General features: G+C 66.1%; 23 protein-coding genes. 12 read left to right on the top strand and 11 right to left on the bottom strand.

The window, feature by feature from the left end:
* Nucleotides 1-8: 8 nt before the first annotated feature.
* Genes IM738_RS05550 through IM738_RS05540 form a run of 3 tightly spaced genes read right to left on the bottom strand, consistent with a single transcriptional unit; the run spans nucleotide 9 to nucleotide 1,817 of the window.
* Nucleotides 9-290 (bottom strand): phosphopantetheine-binding protein, encoded by a 282-nt coding sequence (locus tag IM738_RS05550; RefSeq protein WP_236964903.1) that lies wholly within the window; start codon nucleotides 288-290, stop codon nucleotides 9-11.
* 16 nt (nucleotides 291-306) lie between these two features.
* Nucleotides 307-1,566, bottom strand: a complete 1,260-nt coding sequence (locus IM738_RS05545) for a beta-ketoacyl-[acyl-carrier-protein] synthase family protein (RefSeq protein WP_272907795.1) — start codon at nucleotides 1,564-1,566, stop codon at nucleotides 307-309.
* Nucleotides 1,563-1,817 carry an acyl carrier protein gene (locus IM738_RS05540; RefSeq protein WP_236964899.1) on the bottom strand — a complete coding sequence of 85 codons (255 nt, stop codon included), beginning with the start codon at nucleotides 1,815-1,817 and terminating at the stop codon, nucleotides 1,563-1,565. The genes IM738_RS05545 and IM738_RS05540 overlap by 4 nt, the downstream gene beginning before the upstream one ends.
* A 180-nt stretch (nucleotides 1,818-1,997) precedes the next feature.
* Here IM738_RS05540 and IM738_RS05535 point away from each other — a divergent pair, with 180 nt between their 5' ends.
* Entirely contained in the window at nucleotides 1,998-2,729 is a 732-nt protein-coding gene (locus IM738_RS05535; RefSeq protein ID WP_236964898.1) for a phosphatase PAP2 family protein, read from the top strand.
* A gap of 8 nt (nucleotides 2,730-2,737) precedes the next feature.
* Here the strand turns inward: IM738_RS05535 and IM738_RS05530 are convergent, their stop codons facing one another.
* From IM738_RS05530 to IM738_RS05515, 4 genes are all read right to left on the bottom strand, one after another.
* Complete coding sequence (locus tag IM738_RS05530; protein WP_236964897.1) at nucleotides 2,738-3,433, bottom strand: DUF599 domain-containing protein; 696 nt, start codon at nucleotides 3,431-3,433, stop codon at nucleotides 2,738-2,740.
* Between the two features lie 46 nt (nucleotides 3,434-3,479).
* Nucleotides 3,480-4,034 carry a flavodoxin family protein gene (locus tag IM738_RS05525; protein ID WP_236964896.1) on the bottom strand — a complete coding sequence of 185 codons (555 nt, stop codon included), beginning with the start codon at nucleotides 4,032-4,034 and terminating at the stop codon, nucleotides 3,480-3,482.
* Nucleotides 4,035-4,092: 58 nt separating this feature from the next.
* Nucleotides 4,093-4,500: a DoxX family protein gene (locus IM738_RS05520; protein WP_236964895.1), complete on the bottom strand. Its 408-nt coding sequence runs from the start codon at nucleotides 4,498-4,500 to the stop codon at nucleotides 4,093-4,095.
* Between the two features lie 61 nt (nucleotides 4,501-4,561).
* On the bottom strand, nucleotides 4,562-5,263 hold the full coding sequence (locus IM738_RS05515) for a pirin family protein (protein WP_236964894.1): 702 nt from the start codon (nucleotides 5,261-5,263) through the stop codon (nucleotides 4,562-4,564).
* Between the two features lie 150 nt (nucleotides 5,264-5,413).
* Between IM738_RS05515 and IM738_RS05510 the strand changes: the two genes are divergently transcribed.
* From IM738_RS05510 to gluQRS, 3 genes are all read left to right on the top strand, one after another.
* Nucleotides 5,414-6,361: a LysR family transcriptional regulator gene (locus tag IM738_RS05510; RefSeq protein ID WP_236964892.1), complete on the top strand. Its 948-nt coding sequence runs from the start codon at nucleotides 5,414-5,416 to the stop codon at nucleotides 6,359-6,361.
* A gap of 71 nt (nucleotides 6,362-6,432) precedes the next feature.
* Nucleotides 6,433-7,572 carry an NAD(P)/FAD-dependent oxidoreductase gene (locus tag IM738_RS05505; protein WP_272907794.1) on the top strand — a complete coding sequence of 380 codons (1,140 nt, stop codon included), beginning with the start codon at nucleotides 6,433-6,435 and terminating at the stop codon, nucleotides 7,570-7,572.
* Between the two features lie 120 nt (nucleotides 7,573-7,692).
* The gene (gluQRS, locus tag IM738_RS05500; RefSeq protein ID WP_236964890.1) at nucleotides 7,693-8,595 is read left to right on the top strand and encodes a tRNA glutamyl-Q(34) synthetase GluQRS; all 903 of its coding nucleotides are present in this window, start codon (nucleotides 7,693-7,695) and stop codon (nucleotides 8,593-8,595) included.
* Between the two features lie 6 nt (nucleotides 8,596-8,601).
* Here the strand turns inward: gluQRS and IM738_RS05495 are convergent, their stop codons facing one another.
* A complete protein-coding gene (locus IM738_RS05495) occupies nucleotides 8,602-9,759 on the bottom strand; it encodes an ABC transporter substrate-binding protein (RefSeq protein WP_236964889.1) in 1,158 nt (385 codons plus the stop codon).
* 213 nt (nucleotides 9,760-9,972) lie between these two features.
* On the opposite strand from IM738_RS05495, the gene trmB reads away from it, so the two are divergent.
* The 3 genes from trmB (at nucleotide 9,973) to IM738_RS05480 (ending at nucleotide 12,831) form a co-directional block, all read left to right on the top strand.
* Entirely contained in the window at nucleotides 9,973-10,734 is a 762-nt protein-coding gene (trmB, locus tag IM738_RS05490) for a tRNA (guanosine(46)-N7)-methyltransferase TrmB (protein ID WP_236964887.1), read from the top strand.
* 244 nt (nucleotides 10,735-10,978) lie between these two features.
* Entirely contained in the window at nucleotides 10,979-11,527 is a 549-nt protein-coding gene (locus IM738_RS05485) for a dTDP-4-dehydrorhamnose 3,5-epimerase family protein (RefSeq protein ID WP_236964886.1), read from the top strand.
* Entirely contained in the window at nucleotides 11,524-12,831 is a 1,308-nt protein-coding gene (locus tag IM738_RS05480) for a glycosyltransferase family 2 protein (protein WP_236964884.1), read from the top strand. The genes IM738_RS05485 and IM738_RS05480 overlap by 4 nt, the downstream gene beginning before the upstream one ends.
* A 19-nt stretch (nucleotides 12,832-12,850) precedes the next feature.
* On the opposite strand, the gene IM738_RS05475 is transcribed toward IM738_RS05480, so the two are convergent.
* Nucleotides 12,851-13,111, bottom strand: coding sequence for a hypothetical protein (locus tag IM738_RS05475; protein ID WP_236964882.1), 261 nt, complete (start codon nucleotides 13,109-13,111; stop codon nucleotides 12,851-12,853).
* Nucleotides 13,112-13,171: 60 nt separating this feature from the next.
* On the opposite strand from IM738_RS05475, the gene IM738_RS05470 reads away from it, so the two are divergent.
* The gene (locus IM738_RS05470; RefSeq protein WP_236964881.1) at nucleotides 13,172-14,116 is read left to right on the top strand and encodes a pseudouridine synthase; all 945 of its coding nucleotides are present in this window, start codon (nucleotides 13,172-13,174) and stop codon (nucleotides 14,114-14,116) included.
* 98 nt (nucleotides 14,117-14,214) lie between these two features.
* Here IM738_RS05470 and alaS read toward each other — a convergent pair whose 3' ends face one another.
* Together alaS and IM738_RS05460 are read right to left on the bottom strand one after the other, a co-directional pair.
* Nucleotides 14,215-16,836 carry an alanine--tRNA ligase gene (gene alaS / locus IM738_RS05465; protein ID WP_236964880.1) on the bottom strand — a complete coding sequence of 874 codons (2,622 nt, stop codon included), beginning with the start codon at nucleotides 16,834-16,836 and terminating at the stop codon, nucleotides 14,215-14,217.
* Nucleotides 16,837-16,925: 89 nt separating this feature from the next.
* The gene (locus IM738_RS05460; protein ID WP_210829953.1) at nucleotides 16,926-17,855 is read right to left on the bottom strand and encodes a LysR family transcriptional regulator; all 930 of its coding nucleotides are present in this window, start codon (nucleotides 17,853-17,855) and stop codon (nucleotides 16,926-16,928) included.
* 230 nt (nucleotides 17,856-18,085) lie between these two features.
* Between IM738_RS05460 and IM738_RS05455 the strand changes: the two genes are divergently transcribed.
* From IM738_RS05455 to IM738_RS05440, 4 genes are all read left to right on the top strand, one after another.
* Nucleotides 18,086-19,237: an ABC transporter substrate-binding protein gene (locus tag IM738_RS05455; RefSeq protein ID WP_236964879.1), complete on the top strand. Its 1,152-nt coding sequence runs from the start codon at nucleotides 18,086-18,088 to the stop codon at nucleotides 19,235-19,237.
* Between the two features lie 186 nt (nucleotides 19,238-19,423).
* Nucleotides 19,424-20,449 (top strand): ABC transporter ATP-binding protein, encoded by a 1,026-nt coding sequence (locus IM738_RS05450; protein WP_236964878.1) that lies wholly within the window; start codon nucleotides 19,424-19,426, stop codon nucleotides 20,447-20,449.
* A 7-nt stretch (nucleotides 20,450-20,456) separates the two neighbouring features.
* A complete protein-coding gene (locus IM738_RS05445; RefSeq protein ID WP_236964877.1) occupies nucleotides 20,457-21,359 on the top strand; it encodes an ABC transporter permease in 903 nt (300 codons plus the stop codon).
* Nucleotides 21,349-22,146, top strand: a complete 798-nt coding sequence (locus tag IM738_RS05440) for an ABC transporter permease (RefSeq protein WP_236964876.1) — start codon at nucleotides 21,349-21,351, stop codon at nucleotides 22,144-22,146. The genes IM738_RS05445 and IM738_RS05440 overlap by 11 nt, the downstream gene beginning before the upstream one ends.
* Nucleotides 22,147-22,177 lie beyond the last annotated feature (31 nt).

The raw sequence follows: 22,177 nt of genomic DNA, 5'->3' as shown, positions 1-22,177 counted from the left end.
ACCCAGCGTCATTTGGTGCGTTGGCTTGCGACGTGGGTCGAGAGCGCGCGCAGCGACGCGTAGATCTTGTCGTTGTTCTCGTTGTCCGAGCGCAACTGAAACCCGTAGTGCTTGGAAATCACCAATGAAATCTCCAGCATGTCGATGGAGTCCAGCCCCAGACCTTCGCCGTAAAGCGGATCGTCAGGTTTCACATCCTGGGGCTGCACCTCCAGATTGAGGGCCTCCACGATCAGCGCAGCCACCTCGGCCATGAGGTCGTCGAATGAAATTTCGGGTAATTGGGACATGTCGTGGTTCTCGGTATCAGGACGGGTGCGCAGCGCGGAAAGCCAGCACGGCATTGCTGCCACCAAAGGCAAAAGAGTTGGACAAGGCGGCGATCAGTGGCACGCCTTGGCGTCCTTCAAAGACATGATCGACCCCTTCGCAAGCAGGATCGAGCCGCCCTTGAAGGTGGGCCGTCGGGGGAATGGCCTGCTCGCGCAGCGCCAGCACCGTGGCCAACGCCTCAATGGCACCCGCCGCGCCCATCAGGTGACCGTGCATGGACTTGGTGGCACTCACCGCCAGCGAAGGCGCATGGTCGCCAAACACCGTCTTGAGCGCGCTGACCTCGATGGGGTCTCCCTCCACCGTGGCGGTGCCGTGGGCATTGACGTAACCGACGTCGCGGGCGGTCAGACCACCGTCTGCCAGCGCCGCCCGCAGCGCACGCGCCTGCCCCTCTGCCTCGGGGCGAACCAGGTGGCTGCGGTCACAGCTCGCGCCATAACCCACGATCTCGGCGTGGATGCGTGCGCCCCTCGCCACCGCGTGATCCCAGTCTTCGAGCACCATGGCAGCCCCCCCTTCGCCCAGCACCAGACCGGCGCGATCGGCAGCAAAAGGCCGGCAGGCCGCCGGGGCCGTATCGACATTGCCCGGCGCCACCAGCCGCATGGCCTCCCAGGCCTTGCCCACGGCATAAGCCTGGGTGGCATCGGATCCGCCCGTGATGGCCACCGTGGCCTCGCCTGAGCGCACGCGGCGAAAGGCCTCACCGATCGCCACCGTGGACGAGGCGCAGGCCACCGTGTGGCTCATGCTGATCCCACCCAAGCCGAGCTGGATGGACAGGTGGGCATTGACCGCGTTGTTCATGCCCATCACCACCGACAGGGGCGAGACGCGCTCGCGCCCGTTCTGCCACATCTCGCGGTAGCCCTTCTCAAAAGCGAGAATGCCGCCCAGCGCCGTGCCCCAGATGCAGGCCCAGTCGTTGCGATCATCGAGGTTGGCGGGCTGCCGCTCCAGCCCAGCGTCTTGCCAGGCGTCAAAGGCCGCCGACACGCCGAGGTGGGCAAAGCGCTCCATCATCGCCGCCAGCGGTTTGCCCAGCGCGACAACGGGGTCGAATTGACCGCAGCTCACGAACGGCATCGACAACGGTCGCGGCTTGTCCTCGGTCAGCAGGTAGCGCACCGCCGAACGACCGGCGAGCAGGTGTTCGAAGAACGCGTCGACGCCACCCCCGTACGGGCTGACCATTCCCAGTCCCGTGATGGCCACACGGCGGCAACTCATGATTGCGCGGCTTTGGCTGCCTTGACCGCGCGCAGGTTGTCGATCAACCGGACCATGTCGCCGACGGTTTTCGGAACGGTCACATTGGAGTCGATGGAAATGCCCAGGCGATCTTCGGCCTCGAACATCAGCTCGGCCAGCATCAGCGAGTCCACGCCCAGATCGGCGAGCAGCGCGTCGTTGACCACCTGGTCGGGCTGGGTTCCCACGCGCTCGTGGAGAAATTGGCGAATCAGTTCGGTCGATTGCATGGCATACATTTCATGATTGGCTGTCTTGCTTCGACCCCGCCTCCCGGTCACACAGGCTGTGCAGGTGTGAGGGGCCAGCACAGCGCCAGAAGCCCGGCGCACACCGCTGATCAGCACAGAATTGACAGCTTTTGATTGTACAGCCGGCACAATGCGCGAAGCTGTTCTCCCATTGCCACCATGACCCACCCACAGCGCGACCCCGCGCGCGTCCATCCTGCCCCTTTTGACTCGTTGCCCAGCCACGCGGCAAAGGGCATCTCCGACACATCGGGATGGCCAGGCCGGCTGGGCCGCCGGTTTGTCCTCTATTGGCCGCTCAAGGGGGTGGGCACCACCACCTTCATGTTTCTGTTTTTCTGGAGCTATTTCTGGATCCTGAAGAACCCGCGAGGCGACGCCGTGGTCATGCCCGAAATCTGGCTCGACCGCTGGATCGACTTCACACCGGCTGCGTTTCCGGTGTACCTGATGCTCTGGCTCTACGTTTTTCTCCCGCCGGCGGTGATGGGCAATTTGCGCGCCCTGGTGTGGTTCGGGGTGTGGGTGGGGGCCATGTGCGTCTTCTGTCTGGCCCTGTTCTGGTGGTTTCCGACCCAGACACCGGTGTTCGACATGGACTGGAGCCAGTATCCCGGCGTGTCCTTTGTCAAAGACATGGACGCGCCGGGCAACGCATGCCCATCGCTGCACGTGGGGTCGGCGGTGTTCAGTTTCTGCTGGCTGCAGCGCATCCTCAGGCAGTTGCGAACCCCGGTGGTGCTGCAGTGGATGTCGGCCGTGCAATGCGTCGCGATCATCTGGTCCACCATGGCGACCTTGCAGCACGTCGCGCTGGACGTGTTCGCGGGCATCGCGGTGGGCCTGGCCTTTGCGGCTGCATCGCTGGCCCACGTGAAAAACACGGCCTGAACCGGCACTCAGTCGCGCAGTACCCGCAAAACGTCAGAGTGGAACTCGCGGCTGTAGAGAATGGCCACCACCGTGAGCGTGCCGATCACCATGATCAGTGGCGACACAAACCAGGCCAGCGCAGCAAACGAGAAGTAATACGCCCGCAGGCCGTCGTTGAAGGTCTCTGCCGCGGCGCCCACCATGGCCGCGGCCCGGTCAGCGTACTTCAGCGCGTCGAATTTGCCCGACTGGAATTCCGAGGGCGGCGGCATCGCACCGATCACGAGGGCCACGAAGGTGTATTGCCGCATGCACCACGAAAAACGGAAAAAGGCGTAGACGAAGATCGCGACCAGCACCAGGATCTTGAACTCGAACACCACCAGCGAGGTCGTCTGGGCGAAGGGGATTTCGCTCATCAGCTCGGTGGCCTTGTCGGTGGTGCCCAGCAGCGCGAACAGTCCGCCGATCACCAGGATCGACGTGGACGAAAAGAAGGCCGGCGTGTTCGACAGCGTCTGCGTGATCAGGCCATCGAGCATCCGCGGGTCGCGCATGGCCGCCTGGCGCATCCAGTACCCCCGGTAGCGGTTGGTGGTGACCAGCAGCGATGAACGCCGCTGCCCCCACACGCGCGCAAACCAGGCATAGCCCACCCACAAAGCAAAAAAGCAGACCAGCGCCAGCCAGTCTGCCCAGGGAAGGAGCGAGAAAATTTTCATGCCCCGGATGTTACCCATCCGTGACATGAACCACGCTCACACCACCTCAACCTTTGAACTTGACGGTCATGGCGGCCACGCGGGCGCCAAACTGGCGCGCGGTTTCCAGGTCGCCCGGGAGCATTTCGTTGGCGCCCGCATCGGACGGGCTTTGCGCCATGGCGCCGCTGAACGAGCCCACGTAGTTCAGATCGTTGCGCTGCGCAGCTTTGCTGTTGCTCGGCATCATGCCGGTACCGACCCAGATCCCGCCGTGCTGCATGGCCAGGGTGAACAGGTAATGCAGCGTGGACAGCTTGTCGCCGTTCATGGTGGCGCTGTTGGTGAAGCCGGCGAAGACCTTGTCTTTCCAGGCTTGGGTGAACCAGGGCTTGCTCGACGCATCAGCGAACTTCTTGAACTGCCAGCTGGCCATGCCCATGTAGGTCGGCGAGCCCATGATGATCGCATCGGCCGCGTTCAGCGTGTCCCAGCCGCCTTCGGGCAGATTGCCCTCGGCATCGATCGCGATCAGCTCCGCGCCAGCGCCCTCGGCCACCGATTGCGCCATGCGCTGGGTGTGACCGTAGCCTGAGTGATAAACCACCACAACGTGTGCCATTTGATAACTCCAGAAAGAGAGCGCCTGGGCGCGGGGTTGAAACGACGGGAAAAACAGTTCAGTTCGTGCGGCGGGCATCCAGGCTGAAGGCACCCGCACCGAAGGCCGCCAGCGCGAGCAGGCCACCGGTCACGCCAACGTTCTTCATGAACAGCAACTGTTGCATGAACTGCTGTTCAGCGGGCACCGCCCAGTAATTGTGGAAAAAGAACGATGCGGTCAACGTGAACAGCGCCAGCACCAGGGCCGCCCAGCGCGTGCCGAAACCGACCAGCAGCGCCAGGCCACCGAGCACCTCCACCACGATGGCAGCGACAGCACCGGCTGTCGCCATCGGCAGGCCCACCGAAGCGATGTAGCCCACGGTGCCCTCGAAACCGGTGATCTTGCCGATGCCAGCGGGCAGGAACAGGGCGGCGAGCAGCAGGCGGGAAATCAGGGCGAGGGGGTTTTGCAGAGCATTCATGGAAATCTCCTTGGGAGTTGAAAAAAACCTTGACGAGGTTGACGGGAACAAGGCCGGGGCATCAGGCCGCGAGGTCGAACACCAGCACCTCGGCATCTTCGCCGTGGGCCAGCTGCAGCTGTGTTTCGCCTTGCAACAGCGCGGCGTCGCCCGTGTTCAGGCGCTGGCCGTTCACGTCCAGCGTGCCGCGCACCACGTGCACATAGGCCTTGCGGCTCGGGTCCAGGGCCAGTTCGGCACTTTCTTCGGCATCCAGCAGCCCGGCGTACAGCGCCGCGTCGGCGTGGATGCTCACCGAACCCTGCGCGCCATCGGGCGAGGCCACCAGCCGGAGCTGACCGCGCTTGTCCACGTCAGCAAAGGTCTTCTGTTCATAGCCAGGCTCGATGCCCTTCACGTTGGGCTCGATCCAGATTTGCAGGAAATGCGTGGTCTGGTCGGGCGCATGGTTGAACTCGCTGTGCATCACGCCCTTGCCCGCGCTCATGCGCTGCACATCACCCGGCGGAATGCCCTTGACATTGCCCATGCTGTCCTTGTGCGCCAGGTTGCCCTGCAGCACGTAGCTGATGATTTCCATGTCGCGGTGACCGTGCGTACCAAAACCCATGCCGGGTGCAATGCGGTCTTCGTTGATCACGCGCAGGTTGCCCCAGCCCATCCAGGCCGGGTCGTGGTAGCCCGCAAACGAAAACGAGTGGTGACTCTTGAGCCAGCCGTGGTCGGCGTAACCGCGTTCCTGCGAGCGTCTGATCTGCATCATGGTGAATCTCCTGTAGGCCCAGCCTCAGTGGCTGCATGAAGGTGATTGTGGGCAAGGGAGGCCCATTGCAGGCGGCAGGGATTTGATGGCATCATTCAATTCATTTGAATGAAAATACCGATCAACCTCCACTCCTGAGACAGCAGCACCATGGCCACCCACTCCCCCCGCTCCGCGCTGTCGCCGGAAAACCTGGGCTTGCTGGAGGCCGTGGCGAGGCTGGGCAGCATGGCCGCCGCAGCGCGCGAACTGGGCATGGTGCCCAGCGCCCTGACCTACCGGGTGCGACAGATCGAAGACGCACTGGATGTGCTGCTGTTTGACCGCAGCGCGCGGCGTGCCCAGCTCACACCGGCCGGCGCCGAACTGCTGCGCGCCGGGCAGTACCTGCTGGGCGAGCTGGACGCCGTGGCCCAGCGCGTCAAACGGGTCGCCACCGGCTGGGAACCTCAGCTCACCATCGCTGCCGATGCCATCGTCGCGCGTGGCACGCTGTTCGAGCTGTGCGAGGCCTTCTACGCGACCGGCGCGCCCACGCGCATCAAACTCCGCGCCGAGACGCTTTCCGGCACGCTCGAAGCGCTGCAGAACGGCCTGGCCGATCTGGCGCTGGGGGTATCGGCCGAGATCTCGCTGCCCGACATCCAGACCGCGCCCCTGGGCCAGATGCGCTTCGTGTTTGCCGTGGCACCCCACCACGCTCTCGCGACGGTGCAGCACCACCTGTGCGACGACGACCTGCGGCACCACCGCGCGGTCGCGGTGGCCGACAGCACCCAGCGCGGCAACGGCCAGTCGTTCAACATCCTGCCGGGTCAGGATGTGCTGACCGTGCCCACGATGCAGCACAAGCTCGAAGCGCAGTTGCGCGGCCTGGGCTGCGGTTTCCTGCCGCTGCCCATGGCCCAGCCCTACATCACCGCGGGCCACCTGGTGGTCATGACCACACAGCGCCCCGGCCACGTCATCCGGGTGGCCTACGCCTGGCGGCGTTCGCGCAACGCGACCGACACGGGACGGGCACTGCGCTGGTGGCTCGATCGCCTGCAACACCCCACCACCCGCAGCGCCCTGCTGGAAAACCATCACCTCGGCTGACGCGAATCAGGGCGTCCGGCGCACGAGGACTGCTACAGTGCAACCATCCCATCCAACCACCGCACAGCGCCATGAAAAACAACAAGACACCACGTCCCCGACCCCCTGTTTCCGCCGCGCGGGCGCCCAAGGCCGAGGCAGCCGACCGCCCCGGTACTCTGCACTTTGCGGTGGTCGGTGCGGGCATGGCCGGTGTGGCCTGCGCGCGCACCCTGGTTCAGGCCGGGCACAGGGTCACCCTGTTCGAGAAGAGCCGCGGCTTTGGGGGACGCATGTCCACGCGCCGCACCGAATTCGGCGGCTTTGACCACGGCGCACAGTACTTCACCGTGCGAGACAAGCGCTTCGCCCGGGCCCTGCTCACCGCGCAGACCATGGTGCGTCCCTGGAGCGTGAGCACGGTGCGCGTGCTCGACGAACTGGGTCACGTGCTGGCCAGCGCGCCGCCACCGACCGAACCCCATTTCGTGGCCGTTCCCGGCATGAGCGGGCTGGTCAACCACTGGGCCCAGCCCCTGGCCCACCCCGAACTCTTCGGCAACCTGAAGGCGCGCACCTTCACTGAAACGCGCGTCACCCACATCGAGCGCGATGTGCTGCACCCCGAACAATGGCAGCTGCGCGCCGAAGACGCGGAAGGCGGGCAACACGTGATCGGCGGTTTTGACCGCGTGCTGCTGGCGCTGCCGCACCTGCAGGCCCACGACCTGCTGCTGGCGTCGGGCCACGCGCCCCACCTGCGCCACCAGTTGGCCTCGGTGCAGGTGGCCCCCTGCTGGACCCTCATGGTCGCTTACCCCAACGCCATGCAGCCCGGACTGCCCCACCTGGGGCCGCAGTGGAACGCTGCGCGCAGCACGCACCACCGCATCAGCTGGCTGGCCCGCGAAAACAGCAAACCGGGCCGTGAGCCGATCGAGCGCTGGACCATCCAGGCCAGCCCCGCCTGGTCGACCAAGCACCTGGAAGACGACGCCGACCGCGTCAAGGCCAAGCTGCTCAAGGGCTTCGCCGAAATCACCGGCATCCGCGCCACGCCCAGCCATGCCGTGGTGCACCGCTGGCGTTTTGCACAGACCCAGCAACCGCTGGGTCAGTCGTACATCTTCGACAAGGAACTGGGCATCGGCCTGTGCGGCGACTGGTGCCTGGGCCACCGGGTCGAAGACGCCTTTGTCTCCGGGCTGGAGCTGGCGCTCGCGGTCATCTGATCCCCCTGCGCCGCGCTGCGTCTTCCCCCCAGGGGGACACACCAGCGGCCCGTCCTGAGCCTGTCGAAGGGCGGTTCCGCGGTGTCTGCTGGCACGTTCACGCGCTCCGGAGACATGCTTTTGTCCGTCATCCCTGGCCCCACCTACCGCGGTCGTTTCGCGCCCTCACCCACCGGACCCTTGCATGCCGGATCGCTGGTCGCGGCGCTGGCCAGCTGGCTGGACGCACGCGCCCACGGCGGCATTTGGATCGTCCGCATCGAAGACGTGGACACACCGCGTTGCGTGCCGGGCGCCGATGAACTCATCCTTCGGCAGCTGGCCGCCTGTGGCCTGGTCAGCGACGAGCCCGTGGTCAGGCAGTCGCGCCGTGGCACCCTGTACCAGGCCGCACTCGACCGGCTGATCGCCGACGGAGTCGCCTACCCCTGCGCCTGCTCGCGCAAAGACATCGAGAACGCCCTGAACGCCGCAGGCCTCGGTCGTGAGCGCCACCACGCGGCGGTCTACCCCGGGACCTGCCGGCCCGAGCGTGGCGGACTCCACGGCAGGGAAGCGCGAGCCTGGCGTTTTCGGGTCGAACCTGGAAAGCTGCACTGGACCGATCGCCGCCTGGGACCGCAGGCACAGGACGTGGCCACCGAGGTGGGCGACTTCGTGCTGCGGCGCGCGGACGGCCTGTGGGCCTACCAGCTCGCGGTGGTGGTCGACGACGCCGAGCAGGGCATCACCCAGATCGTGCGGGGCGAGGACCTGAGCGACAACACGCCGCGCCAGCGGCTGCTGCAACAGGCACTCGGTCTGCCGGTGCCGAGCTGCCTGCACACACCCCTGGTCATGGGAGACAACGGCGAAAAATTGAGCAAACAAAACGGCGCGCAGGCGCTGGACCTCGCCCACCCGCTGATCGCCCTGAACCAGGCGGCGCAGCACCTGGGGCTGCCAGCCGCGACCGGCTCCCTGCCCGACGCGCTCTCACAGTGGGTCAACGCCTGGCCCTGGAGAGACCTGGCGCCGGTTTGAAGGCGTTCAGGTCCGGATCTTGCCGTCGCCCGTCAGCATCGACAGCTCGACAAACGACGAGGCCACGTGATCGCGGCCGCTCAGCGACACCGAGTACCCACCCAGCGACTGCTCGCCCAGCGACTCCAGCCCGCTGATCAGCGATTCCCGGGTGACCCGCGAGCCGGCGCGCCGCAAACCCTCAGCCACCAACTTGGCGGCGAGATACCCCTCCATGCTGGAGAAGTTGGGTTGCACCTTGTTGCCACCTTCGGCAATCGCGTCACGGAACTCGCGTGAGATCGGCTTGGAGCCCGCGTAGGGGTTGGGCACCACCTGGGACACCACCACACCGGCGCCGTCTTTGCCCAGCTCGTCGGCCAGGGCCTGTGTGCCGACGAAGGACACGTTGTAGAAGCTGCCGCCGTAACCCGCCTTGCGGGCCGCGCGGATGTAGGCGGCGCAGGACTTGTAGGCGCTGATCTGCACCACCGCCTGCGGGTTGGCGGCGTTGATCGTGGCCACGGCCGCGGCCACGTCCACCGAGTTGCGCTCGACCGTGGCGGTCGCCACCGGCTTCAGGTTGCGCGACGAGAGTGCCAGCGTCATGCCATCGAGCCCGGCCTTGCCGTAGGCGTCGTTCTGGTGGAACACCGCGACCCGGTTCAGACCCAGGTTGTGCAGGTTGCGCACGATCAGCTCTGTCTCGTCGTTGTACGACGCACGCAGGTGAAAGGCCATGCGGTTGAAAGGCTGACGCAGCGACATGGCGCCGGTGAACGGCGCAATGAAAGGCACCTCCGCCTTGGTGGCCAGCGGCAACGCGGCCACGCTGGTGGGCGTGCCGATGTACCCGAACAGCGCGAACACGTCGTCGGCCAGCAGCTTGCGGGTGTTCTCTGCGCAGCGGTCCGGCTCGTAGCCATCGTCCATCTGCGCGATCTCCACCCGTTGGCGACCCGAACCCCCTTGTGCGTTGTACTGGTCAAAAAACAGCTTGGCGCCGGCATGAAACTGGATGCCCAGCTGGGCCGCCGCTCCGGTGAACGCGGCCGACTGCCCCAGAACGATGCGATTGGACGACTGCGCGTGCAGCGCTGGAACCGCGAGAGCCGCAACACCAGCCGCGCAACGGGCAAATTCGCGACGGGACAGGCCCACAGGCAGAGGAAGAGTTTTTGTCATGGGGATCCAACGAGAGGGCTGCAGTCTGCGAATACCACGGCCCCAGTTTCAAAATGTGCTTGGATTAAATCCTAACGGCCAACCGCCCTGTGGCAAGACCGTTTCAGACCTCCCAGACGACCACCCATCGTTTGCGGCATTTTTCAGTACAAGCGCCCGGGGTGCGATCCAGGCACCGGCCTACAATCTGCCACCCTTTTTTCGCCCCTTGCCATGAACCCCGCCAGCCCGACCCACAACGCCGACGCCCAGCCCCAGGAAACCCCTGTCGATCGCGACGAGGACGGCGCGAGCAAGCCGTTCATGCGGGTGGTCAAGAGCTATGTGCTGCGAGCCGGGCGCACCGGCCCGGGACAGCAGCGGGCCTACGAACAGTTCGGCCCGCGTTTCCTGCTGAACTACGACGCCGCGCAAGCGCTGGACACCACGGCCGCCTTCGGCCGCAGCGCACCGCTCATCATGGAGATCGGCTTCGGCATGGGCGGCGCCACGGCACAGATTGCCCAGGTGCGCCCGGGCGACAACTTCCTCTGCTGCGAGGTGCACGAACCCGGCGTGGGCGCGCTGCTGAAACTGTGTGGCGAGCAGGGCATTGAAAACATCCGCATCTTCCGCCACGACGCGGTGGAGGTGCTGGACCACATGCTGCCCGAGCAAAGCCTGGACGGTGTGCACATCTTCTTCCCCGACCCCTGGCACAAAAGCCGCCACCACAAGCGCCGCCTGATCCAGACCCCGTTCGTCAACCGCCTGGCACGCCACCTCAAGCCCGGTGGCTACCTGCACATGGCCACCGACTGGCAGCCCTACGCCGAGCAGATGCTGCAGGTGCTGAGCGCCGAGCCGTTGCTGGCCAACACAGCGGGCGGCGATGGCTACGCGCCCCAGCCTGACTACCGGCCGCTCACCAAGTTTGAAAACCGCGGCCTCAAGCTGGGCCACGGCGTCTGGGACCTCGTGTTCCGCCGGGTCTGAGTCACACCTGGGCCCAGCGCTGGGAGCGGGCCTTCCCGCTGAGCGGTCTGGTCGGGCGGGGCTGCATTGAACGGACCGTCGCTTCCTGCGGTTGAGGATCGGGCGGTAACGTGTGGCTGAAAGATGGTTCTGGCGGTGCCATTTCGCACACTTCGGTGGTCAGCACCTGCACTGACCTGCCACACTGTCCCATCGCAACGTCCGCGATGCTGTTCCTGCCAGAAAGAAAGAAGCGCCCTTCATCATGACCCACGCCACGCCAACGAGAGCGGTTGACCCCCACATCGCCACCAAAGACCTGTCCACCGTCACCCCGACAGGTCAGCGAAAACAGCGTCTGATCCAGGACGTCCAGTTGCGCGAGGCGATCACCCATGAAGACGAGCGAGGGGAGATTGTGGAGATGCTCAGTCAGTCCTGGGGATTCCACCCGGCCCCGGTGCACCATGTGTATGCCTCCATGATCCGGCCAGGCAAGATCAAAGGCTGGGTCTACCACCAGCACCAGTGCGACCGCATGTTTTCGCTGACGGGCTTTGTGAAGTACGTGCTCTGGGACATGCGGGAGGACTCGCCCACGCACGGCCTGATCAACGAAATCTACCTGACGGAGCGGAACCGTGGCCTGCTCCTGATTCCCCCTTACGTGGTGCACGCGGTGCAGAACATCGGTCTGACCGACGCCGTCTTCATCAACATGCCCACCGAACCCTACAACCACGAGAGTCCGGACAAGTACCGCGTGGCACCTGAAAGCGTCCCCTACAGCTTCGACAAAGGCCCGGGCTGGTGAGCGAAGCGGCCGCGCCCTTCTTCAGCGTCATCGTCGCCACCTACAACTGGAGCAGCGCGCTGGCGCTGGCCTTGTCCAGCGTGCTGGACCAGACCGAACCGGATTTTGAGCTGCTGGTGATCGGCGATGCCTGCACCGACGACAGCGAGGCCGTGGTTGTTGCGCTGAACGATCGCCGCATCCGCTGGGTCAACCTGGACAGCAACTGTGGCAGCCAATGGGGGCCCAACAATGTCGGCCTGTCGCTGGCCCGGGGGCGCTTGGTGGCCTACCTGGGCCATGACGACCTGTGGGCGCCCCGGCACCTGGAGGCCGCGCGCCGGTGTTTTGATGCCACCCACGCCGAGGTGCTGGCCGCCGGGTGCCTGCTCTATGGCCCGCCGACCTCGGGCCTGCGGGCGCTGACCGGTTTTTTCCCCAACGACCGGTTCACCCCCCTGCACTTCTTCCCGCCATCGTCGCTGATCCACACGCGCCAGGCCGCACGCCGCGCGGGCGGGTGGGTGGGCCCTGAGGTGTCGCGCACCGCCGTGGACCAGGAGTTTCTGCTGCGTCTGCACGGGTCCGGGGCACGGTTCGCGTCGACCGGCGAAGTCTCGGTCTTCAAGTTCAATGCCGCCTGGCGCCGCAACGCCTACCGGCGCCGCGATGTGGCCGAACAGCGCGCCTGTCTGGCCGCCCTGCGCGAGAACAGCCCGGACCACCTCATGAAAGAGCTGACGGCCGCGCTGCGTGCGGCCACCGAAGACCGGCTGGTGCGGATCGAAACCCCATTGAACGCCGAGCGCGGCGCCACGGCGGGTGCCGGGCGGAACCAGACCTTCAAGGGCTCACACGACCTTGCAGACACGCGCGCGCCCATGGTGCCGGACAAGACGCTGCGTTTCGACTGCGAAGACGAGTTCGCCGGTTTCGAATGGCATGGTCTCGAAACGGACGCCGACGGCACCCTGTTCCGCTGGACCGGGCCATGCCACCACGCCTCGCGGACGTTGCCGGTGGGCTTGGACAGACCCCTGAACCTCAGGATCCGGGTCCTGATCGAGATCCAGGAGGGGCTGCTGAACGGGTCGTCACTCAGCGTGAACCACCGCCCGGTCGATTCCGCCTGGATCCAGCCCTGTGACCAAGGCTTCGAATGGCATGCGCATCTGGATCCCACCCACTGGCCGGAGGCAGACCGCACCGAGCTGCAGGTGGGCATCACGGTGCCATCGACGCACCGTCCGCTGGACCTCGGTGTGAATGACGACCGGCGCTGGCTGGGTCTGGCCATCGCCTGGATGGAGGTCGGCCCGGCTTGAGCCCACGCCCAGGAGCATCTCAGTCGTCCTGGTCCTCGTCGTCTGAATCGAGCGCGGCATCGGCACCCGCACCGATGATCTTGCCGCCGATCTTGGCGGTACCCACGACCGCGTCCACCGCCAGACCGGCCACGCCAACGACCGCCGAAGCGGCCACATCCACCACGGCCACCACCGCGCAACCACTCAGCAGCAGGCAGGACACACCGAGCAGGAATGCCAGGCGCACACGGACCACGCGGCCACGAATGACGGTGTTGGGAGAGTCAGGGGCGGTCACGGCTGGGGTCCTGTGGTGAAGGCGCAGAGAATAACTGCTTTCCCTCGCGCACCCTCCACCGTGGCCCGATCCTCCAAGAACCCCCTCATTCCTGCCCGCGACGGCGTGTCGCCCAGCTGCGTCGCGCTGCCCGGGGTCAAAGCCGGTGATGGACGCTGGCCGGGCGTGATCGACTTTCTGGACGAGCGCCTGCCCACGGTGGGTCGCGAGGTGTGGGCGGATCGCATGGCCACAGGCGCGGTGCTGAATGAAGCGGGCCAGGCCGTGCCGCCCGACGCGCCGTACCGGGGCGACACGCGGCTGTATTACTACCGCGAGTTGCCGCACGAAGCGGTGGTGCCGTTTGAGGCGACGGTGATCCACCAGGACGAGCACCTGGTGGTGGCCGACAAACCGCACTTTCTGCCCGTGACGCCGGGCGGGCGCTATGTGCAGCAGACCTTGCTGGTGCGCCTTCAACGCCAACTGGGTCTGCCACAGCTGGCACCGCTGCACCGCATCGATCGCGAAACCGCCGGGCTGGTGCTGCTGGCCGTGAACCCCGCCGAGCGTGGGACCTACCACGCGCTCTTCAGTGGGCGAACCATGCAGAAGACCTACGAGGCCATCGCGCCGGCCACCGAAGCACTGACCTGGCCGCACGTCCGCCGCAGCCGCATCATGGAGCACCCGACCGACTTCTACCGCATGTGCGAAGCCAGTGAAGACGCGGCTCCCAACAGCGAGACGCACATCGATTTGGTGGAGCAACACGGCCCTTGGGCGCGCTACCGGTTGAGTCCGGTTTCCGGCAAACGCCACCAACTGCGGGTGCACATGAACGCGCTCGGTCTGCCCATCCTGGGCGACCAGCTCTACCCGACCGTGCTGCACGGGCCGGACGACGAAGAAGATTTTTCGGAACCGCTGCGCCTGCTGGCCAAGGGCATCGCCTTCACCGACCCGGTGACGGGTGAGGCGCGGCAGTTTGAAAGCGGGCTGAGCCTGGACTGGCCCAACCCATAACCGAGTCAACGCATAGGCCAGGTGCCCACGGGTCCGGCTTCGCCGGTCCGCCAGGCACGCCCCCCTGGGGGGGTGACGCCGCAGGCGGCGCGGGGGGGTTACAACCTCTCGGCGACCCAGGCCTGCACCGAAGCCAGCGCCTTCGGCAGACCCGACGCATCGGTGCCACCGGCCATGGCCATGTCGGGCTTGCCGCCGCCCTTGCCGCCCACCTGCTGGGCCACAAAGTTCACCAGCTCGCCGGCCTTGACCTTGCCCATCACGTCGGCGGTCACACCCGCAGCGATCTGCACCTTGCCACCGTCCACGGCGGCCAGCACGATGGCGGCGGTTTTCAGCTTGTCCTTCAGCTTGTCCATGGTTTCGCGCAGGCCCTTGGCATCGGCACCGGCCAGCACCGCCGACAGCACCTTGATGCCCTTGACCTCGACCGCCTGGTTCACCAGCTCGTCGCCCTGGGCCGAAGCCAGGCGGCTCTTGAGCGCGTTCATCTCTTTTTCCAGATCGCGCATCTGGTCCAGCAAAGCGCCCACGCGAGCGGGCACCTCGCCGGGTGTGACCTTCAGCGTGCCGGCCACACCGCCGAGCGTGGCTTCCATGCCCTGCACGTAGCTCAAGGCATTCAAGCCCGTCACCGCTTCCACGCGGCGCACGCCGGCGGCCACGCCGCCTTCGGCGGTGATGGTGAAGAAGCCGATGTCACCGGTGGCGCTGACGTGCGTGCCGCCGCAGAGTTCGCGGCTGGAGCCGATGTCGAGCACGCGCACGGTCTCGCCGTACTTCTCGCCGAACAGCATCATGGCGCCGGTCTTCTGCGCAGATTCGATGTCCATCACGCGCGCCTGGGTCGCTGCGTTGGCGACGATCTCGAGGTTCACGAGGTGCTCGATCTCGCGGATCTGCGCGTCCGTCACCGGCGCGTTGTGCGTGAAGTCGAAGCGCGTCTTGTCGGCGTCGACCAGGCTGCCCTTCTGCTGCACATGCGTGCCCAGCACCTCGCGCAGGGCCTTGTGCATCAGGTGCGTGACCGAGTGGTTGCGCATGGTCGCGGCGCGCTGCGCCAGATCGACGCTGGCGGTCACCGTGTCGCCCACGGCGAGCGTGCCCTGCTCCATCGCACCGTGGTGGCCGAACACGTCCGACTTGATTTTCTGCGTGTCGCCGACGGCGAAGGTCGCCGAGCCGCTGGTGATCACGCCTTCGTCGCCGACCTGGCCGCCGCTCTCGGCGTAGAACGGTGTGGTGTCCAGCACCGCGACACCTTGTTGCCCTGCCTTGAGCTCGGCCACGGGCGTGCCGTCCAGGTACAGCGCCACCACCTTGGCCGTTGCTTCGAGCTTGTCGTAGCCGACGAAGGTGTTGCCGGCACCGGTGTAGTCCAGCGCCTTGTCCATCTTGAACTTGCCGGCCGCGCGGCCCTTGGCCTTCTGCGCTTCCATGGCGGCGTGGAAACCGGCTTCGTCCACCGACAGGCCGCGTTCGCGGCAGACGTCGCCCGACAAGTCCAGCGGGAAGCCATAGGTGTCGTGCAGCTTGAAGGCCACGTCGCCCGGCAGCACTTTGGCGCCATCGGCCAGGGCGGCGTCGAGGATGTCCATGCCGTTGGCCAACGTCTCATAGAAACGCTCTTCCTCCACCCGCAACACCTCGGAGATGCGCTGCGCCTGGTTCGCCAGGTTCGGGTAGGCCTCGCCCATCACGGCCACCAGATCGGGCACCAGCTTGTGGAAGAACGGGGTTTTCTGCCCGAGCTTGTAGCCGTGGCGGATGGCGCGGCGCACGATGCGGCGCTGCACGTAGCCGCGGCCTTCGTTCGACGGGATCACGCCATCGCTGATCAGGAACGAGGTGGCGCGGATGTGGTCGGCAATCACCTTGAGCGATGGGTTGCTCAGGTCGGCCGTGCCGGTCTCGCGGCCGGCGGCCTTGATCAGCGCGTCGAAGATGTCGATTTCGTAGTTGCTGTGCACGTGCTGCAGGATCGCGGCCAGGCGCTCCAGGCCCATGCCGGTGTCCACACAGGGCGCGGGCAGCGGCGTCACCGCGCCGGTCTCGTCCATGTTGAACTGCATGAACACGTTGTTCCATATCTCGATGAAGCGGTCACCGTCTTCATCAGGGCTGCCCGGGGGGCCGCCAGCGATGTGGTCGCCGTGGTCGTAGAAGATTTCCGAGCAGGGGCCGCAGGGGCCGGTGTCGGCCATCATCCAGAAGTTGTCGCTCTTGTAGCGGCCGCCCTTGTTGTCGCCGATGCGGATCACACGCTCAGGCGGCAGGCCGATTTCTTTGGTCCAGATGTCGTAGGCCTCGTCGTCCTCTTCGTACACCGTGGCCAGCAACTTCTCCTTGGGCAGCTTGTAGACCTCGGTCAGCAGCTCCCAGGCCCACTTCAGGCTCTCGCGCTTGAAGTAGTCGCCAAACGACCAGTTGCCCAGCATCTCGAAGAAGGTGTGGTGGCGGGCGGTGTAGCCCACGTTTTCCAGGTCGTTGTGCTTGCCGCCGGCGCGCAGGCAGGCCTGCACCGAGGCCGCGCGCACGTAGGGACGCTTGTCGGTGCCGAGGAACACGTCCTTGAACTGGACCATGCCCGAGTTGGTGAACATGAGCGTGGGGTCGTTGCCCGGCACCAGCGGGCTGGACGCCACCACGGTGTGGCCCTTGGAGGCGAAGAAGTCCAGGAAGGTCTTGCGGATGTCGGCAACGGAGGCGGGGCGGGTCATGTCGGTGGTGCTTCGTGCAGGTTCTGAACAGCTTTACATTATCGCCCGACCGGGCGCCCGGGGCGCTGAGCGCGCCTGCGGGCAGGCAGCTACCGGACGTGGCCAACACCGCCCGGCGCATGCCCTTCGAGCGTGGGGCGAACGGCCGTGAGGAAGTTGCTCAGCGACTCCGGCAGCACGGCGCCTTTGCGCCAGGCCAGCCCCACCTCCAGGTGCGGCAGGCCCTGGGCCAGCGGCCGCGCCTCGATGCGGTCGCCTTCCAGCGACCAGGGCCGGTACAACATGTCGGGCAACACCGAGCAGCCCGCACCGGTGGCCACCAGGCTGCGCACGGCTTCCACCGACGAGGTGCGGATCAGCACCGTGGGGTCCGCACCGCCGGCGTTCCACAAGGCGGTGGTGGCGTCGCCCAGTTCATCCACCTGCAGCAAAACGAGCGACTGCCGGGCCAGCTCGGTGGCCTCGATTTTTTCCTCGCCGGCCAGGCGGTGGTTGACCGGGAGCCACACCCGCCAGCCCGAACGCAGGATGGTTTCGGTCTCCAGCGCCTGGCGGTTCTGCAACTGCGACACCACGATCAGCGCCACGTCGAGCTCGCCGCTGATCAGCAGGTGCTCCAGGTAGTCGCGCCGGTCTTCGGTGATCTGCACCTGGATGCGCGGGAACACGCGACGAAACCGGTCGAGCAGGAACGGCAGGTAGTAACCCACCATCAGGCTGGTCACGCCCACATTGAGGCTGCCGGTGACGGTGTGTGGCCGCGAGGCCAGTGCGTCGCGCGCGTTGCGCATGGCCACGTCGATCTGGTGCGCGTGGCGCAAAAACTGGTGCCCCGCGTGGGTGAGCGACATGCCCCGGGCCCGGCGCTCGAACAGCAAGGTGCCGAGATCGGCCTCCATCTGCGCGATGGCCTGCGACACCACCGATTGCGAGACCCCGAGCTCGTGGATGGCGGCCGAGATCGAGCCGGATTCAGCCACCGCTATGAAATACCGAATGCTCTTGAACGAGGTGCTCATCGGGTCATTTCGCCGTTTCAGGCACTCTTTTGGACCAATTAAAGGGTAAACCCGCAATGGCACCGCTTTGAGGCACAGGGTAAGCCCTTAAAAAAACGCTTCCTGGTGCGAGGTTTCGGTTTTACCGATGGATTCTATTGTCTGCCCGGGATGGTTCCGCACAGGGGCAATACCTAAGATGACCCAGGCTCGCATCAGCGCGCCCCAACCACCCCTGTCAGGAGTTCCTTATGTCCCAGACCCGCACACTTCTGTTTGGTTTGCTGGCGGTTGCCTCCGCCGCCTCCAGCCTCGCAGCCCCGCCCAAGGCCGTTGGCAAGGGTGAGGGACAGCTCAACATCATTGCCTGGGCCGGCTACATCGAGCGCGGTGAAACCGTCAAGGCCTACGACTGGACCACCAGCTTTGAAAAGGCCTCGGGCTGCAAGGTCAACGTCAAGACCGCCGCCACCTCCGACGAAATGGTGGCCCTGATGAAAGCCGGTGGCCACGACATCGTGACCGCCTCGGGCGACGCCAGCGGACGCCTGATCGCCTCCAAGCTGGTGCAGGAAGTGAATGTGGGCCTGGTGCCCAGCTACAAGAACATCGACCCCCGCCTGCAGAAGGCCGCCTGGCACACCGTGGACGGCAAGCACTACGGCGTGCCTTACCAGTCGGGCCCCAACGTGCTGATGTACAACACCGACGTCTTCAAGAAAGCGCCCGACTCCTGGTCGGTGGTGTTCGAAGAACAGAACCTGCCTGACGGCAAGTCCAACAAGGGCCGCGTGCAGGCCTACGACGGCGCCATCTACATAGCCGATGCCGCGCTGTACCTGATGTCCAAGAAGCCCGAACTGGGCATCAAGGACCCCTACGAACTCAATGAAAAACAGTACGCCGCCGTGCTGGAGCTGCTGCGCGGACAGAAGAAGCTGACCCACCGCTACTGGCACGACGCCACGGTGCAGATGAACGACTTCAAGAGCGAAGGCGTCGCGGCCTCGGGCTCCTGGGGCTTCATGGTGAATTCGCTCAAGGGCGAGAAGAAGCCGATTGCCTCCGTGGTGCCCAAGGAAGGCGCCACCGGCTGGGCCGACACCACCATGCTGCACGTGAACGCCAAGAACGTGAACTGCGCCTACCAGTGGATGGAGCACCAGCTCAGCGACCAGCTGCAGGCCCCGCTGGCCGAGTGGTTCGGCACTGTGCCGGTGACACCTGCCGCCTGCAAGGCCAAAGCCCCCAACGGCAGCGACTTCTGCAAGGTCAACGGCTTCGACGATCTGGCCAAGATCAAGTTCTGGAAGACCCCCCAGGCCAAGTGCGCCACCCAGGGCACCTGCGTGCCGTATGCCAAGTGGGCGATGGACTACATCGCGATCATGGGCGGGCGGTAGAAGGAACACCCCCCGCGCCGCTTCGCGTCACCCCCCTCTCTCGCCTTCGGCGGGAGGGGGACGGCACCAGAGGCCCGGCGAAGCCGGCCCGGCGGTGCCCTGGGCTGAGGAAGACCTCGCGCCCTCACTGAGTTTCGCTGCGACAACACGGTCAACCGAACCGCATCCCTGATTGAAGATTTCTGCATGACCGACGCCATCGAGTTCAAAGACGTTTCCAGGCACTACGGCCACGTGAAGGCGCTGGACGGTGTCAGCTTCACCGTGCAGGAAGGTGAGTTCTTTTCCATGCTGGGGCCGTCGGGCTCCGGCAAGACCACCTCGCTGCGGCTGATGGCCGGCTTTGAACAACCAAGCCGCGGCAGCCTGACGCTGATGGGCCGGGAAGCCTCGGGCACACCGCCCTACGAGCGCGACGTGAACACCGTGTTCCAGGACTACGCGCTGTTCCCGCACATGAACGTGCTGGACAACGTGGCCTACGGTCTCATGGTGCGCAAGGTGCCCAAGGCCGAGCGCCATGCCCAGGCCCGCGAGGCGCTGGCCATGGTGGCCCTGCCCGACCACGCCGAACGCACACCGGCCCAGCTCTCGGGCGGCCAGCGCCAGCGCGTGGCACTCGCGCGGGCCCTGGTCAACCGGCCGCGCATCCTGTTGCTGGACGAGCCCCTGGGAGCGCTCGACATGAAGCTGCGCGAGCAGATGCAGGTCGAGCTCAAGGTGCTGCACCGCAAGCTGGGCATCACCTTCGTCTACGTGACGCACGACCAGGGCGAAGCGCTCTCCATGTCGGACCGCGTCGCCGTGTTCAACCAGGGCCGGATCGAACAGATCGCCAGCCCGCGCGAGCTCTACCACCGGCCGCGCACGCGTTTCGTGGCGGACTTCGTCGGCAGCGCCAACGTGATCGACACCGCGCTCGCGCAAACGCTCACCGGCCGGCCGCAGGCGTTTGCCGTGCGTCAGGAACACATCGCCATGCACCCGGCGGGCACCGCCGCTGCTGCGGGCCGACTGCAGGTCGAGGGCGAGGTACTGGCCATCCAGTTTCTCGGCGCCAGCCAACGGCTGGAGGTGCAGGTGGGCGGGCAGGTGATCACCGCCCTGCACGCGGAGGGCGAAGCCGCCTCGGCGCTGGCCGCGCACACGCAGGCGGGCCAGCGGGTCGCACTCAGCTGGGCAGAGCAGCACATGGTGATGCTGGACGCCTGAGGCCCCCATGCGCGCCCTCTCCAACCTCTTCTACCAGCGGCGCACGCTCACGCTGCTGCTGATGCTCACGCCGCCGCTGCTGTGGTTCGGCGTGGTGTACCTGGGCTCGCTGCTGACGCTGCTGAGCCAGAGCGTCTTCGTGTTCGACGACATGAGCATGTCGGTGGTGGCCGAATTCACCACCGACAACTTTGCCAACCTGCTGGTCCCTGCCAACCTGGACATCGTGCTGCGCACGCTGGCCATGGCCGTCGCCGTGACGCTGGCCACCGCGCTCATCGGCTTTCCCATGGCCTGGTACATGGCCCACCACGCCAGCCCGGCCGAAAAGGGCTTTTTCTATGTCGGCGTGATGCTGCCCATGTGGGCCAGCTACATCGTCAAGGCCTACGCCTGGACCGTGCTGCTGGCGCAGGGCGGCGTCATCTACTGGGTGATCAATGCACTGGGCCTGCAAGGCGTCCTGCAGGCGGTGCTGGCGATTCCGGTGATCGGCGGCGACACGCTGGCCACCTCCAACCTCGGCCGTTTCCTGGTGTTCACCTACATCTGGCTGCCCTTCATGGTGCTGCCCATCCAGGCCGCCATCGAACGCGTGCCGGCCAACCTGCTGCTGGCCTCGGGCGACCTCGGTGCCCGCCCGTTCCAGACCTTCCGCACCGTGCTGTGGCCGCTGGCCTTCCCGGGTGTGGTGGCGGGCTCCATCTTCACCTTCTCGCTCACGCTGGGCGACTACATCATTCCCCAGCTGGTCGGCCCCTCGGGCCTGTACATCGGCAACATGGTCTACACCATGCAGGGCACCATCGGCAACATCCCCATGGCCGCGGCCTTCACCTGCGTGCCCATCGTGCTGATCACCCTCTACCTCGCCATGGCGCGCCGACTGGGGGCCTTCAATGCGCTCTAAGCCCACCCTGTTGCGCGTCGCCGCCTACGCGGGCCTGGCCTTCCTGCACCTGCCCTTGCTGTTCATCGCGCTGTACGCCTTCAACAGCGCCGACAGCAACTACAGCTTCCCCATGGAGGGGCTGACCCTGCGCTGGTTCGCCCGCGCCCTCGAACGCACCGACATCCACGAGGCCATCTACCTCTCGCTGGCGGTGGCGGCCATGGCCACGGTCATCGCGATGGTGCTGGGCACGCTCACCGCCGCGGCCCTGAACCGCGACCGATTCTTTGGCAAGGACGCGTTCACCACCATGCTGATCCTGCCGATCGCCCTGCCAGGCATCGTCACCGGCATCGCCCTGCTCTCGGCCTTCCGGCTCATGGAAGTCAACCCCGGCTTCTGGACCATCGTGGTCGGCCACGCCACCTTCTGCGTGGTCATCGTGCACAACAACGTCGTGGCCCGCCTGCGGCGCCTGCCCGACCGCTTGTGGGAGGCATCGATGGACCTGGGCGCCGACACCCTGACCACGTTGCGCCACATCATCCTGCCGCAGCTGGGCACCGCCCTGCTGGCCGGCGGCATCCTGGCCTTCGCTTTGTCAGTGGACGAGCTCATCGTGACGACCTTCACCGCCGGCACCGACAAGACACTGCCCATCTGGCTCATGGGCCAGCTGGGGCGCCCCCGTGAGGCGGCCATCACCAACGTGGTGGCGCTGGCCATCATGGTCATCACCATGCCGCTGATCCTGCTGGCCTGGCGCCTCACGCGCGACGGCGACGCCAGCCCGAACGCCCGCTGAACACACCCATACCGTCCGCTCTGTTTCAACC

The sequence above is a fragment of the Hydrogenophaga sp. SL48 genome, assembly GCF_021729865.1.
Taxonomy (GTDB): domain Bacteria; phylum Pseudomonadota; class Gammaproteobacteria; order Burkholderiales; family Burkholderiaceae_C; genus Hydrogenophaga.
Note: the sequence above shows the minus strand (reverse complement) of the source record. Positions and strands in the feature narration are given on the sequence as shown.

Coding starts and splice junctions, on each gene's coding strand:
- IM738_RS05550 (WP_236964903.1), bottom strand. CDS start 290: ATGTCCCAATTACCCGAAATTTCATTCGACGACCTCATGGCCGAGGTG.
- IM738_RS05545 (WP_272907795.1), bottom strand. CDS start 1,566: ATGAGTTGCCGCCGTGTGGCCATCACGGGACTGGGAATGGTCAGCCCG.
- IM738_RS05540 (WP_236964899.1), bottom strand. CDS start 1,817: ATGCAATCGACCGAACTGATTCGCCAATTTCTCCACGAGCGCGTGGGA.
- IM738_RS05535 (WP_236964898.1), top strand. CDS start 1,998: ATGACCCACCCACAGCGCGACCCCGCGCGCGTCCATCCTGCCCCTTTT.
- IM738_RS05530 (WP_236964897.1), bottom strand. CDS start 3,433: ATGAAAATTTTCTCGCTCCTTCCCTGGGCAGACTGGCTGGCGCTGGTC.
- IM738_RS05525 (WP_236964896.1), bottom strand. CDS start 4,034: ATGGCACACGTTGTGGTGGTTTATCACTCAGGCTACGGTCACACCCAG.
- IM738_RS05520 (WP_236964895.1), bottom strand. CDS start 4,500: ATGAATGCTCTGCAAAACCCCCTCGCCCTGATTTCCCGCCTGCTGCTC.
- IM738_RS05515 (WP_236964894.1), bottom strand. CDS start 5,263: ATGATGCAGATCAGACGCTCGCAGGAACGCGGTTACGCCGACCACGGC.
- IM738_RS05510 (WP_236964892.1), top strand. CDS start 5,414: ATGGCCACCCACTCCCCCCGCTCCGCGCTGTCGCCGGAAAACCTGGGC.
- IM738_RS05505 (WP_272907794.1), top strand. CDS start 6,433: ATGAAAAACAACAAGACACCACGTCCCCGACCCCCTGTTTCCGCCGCG.
- IM738_RS05495 (WP_236964889.1), bottom strand. CDS start 9,759: ATGACAAAAACTCTTCCTCTGCCTGTGGGCCTGTCCCGTCGCGAATTT.
- trmB (WP_236964887.1), top strand. CDS start 9,973: ATGAACCCCGCCAGCCCGACCCACAACGCCGACGCCCAGCCCCAGGAA.
- IM738_RS05485 (WP_236964886.1), top strand. CDS start 10,979: ATGACCCACGCCACGCCAACGAGAGCGGTTGACCCCCACATCGCCACC.
- alaS (WP_236964880.1), bottom strand. CDS start 16,836: ATGACCCGCCCCGCCTCCGTTGCCGACATCCGCAAGACCTTCCTGGAC.
- IM738_RS05460 (WP_210829953.1), bottom strand. CDS start 17,855: ATGAGCACCTCGTTCAAGAGCATTCGGTATTTCATAGCGGTGGCTGAA.
- IM738_RS05455 (WP_236964879.1), top strand. CDS start 18,086: ATGTCCCAGACCCGCACACTTCTGTTTGGTTTGCTGGCGGTTGCCTCC.
- IM738_RS05450 (WP_236964878.1), top strand. CDS start 19,424: ATGACCGACGCCATCGAGTTCAAAGACGTTTCCAGGCACTACGGCCAC.
- IM738_RS05445 (WP_236964877.1), top strand. CDS start 20,457: ATGCGCGCCCTCTCCAACCTCTTCTACCAGCGGCGCACGCTCACGCTG.
- IM738_RS05440 (WP_236964876.1), top strand. CDS start 21,349: ATGCGCTCTAAGCCCACCCTGTTGCGCGTCGCCGCCTACGCGGGCCTG.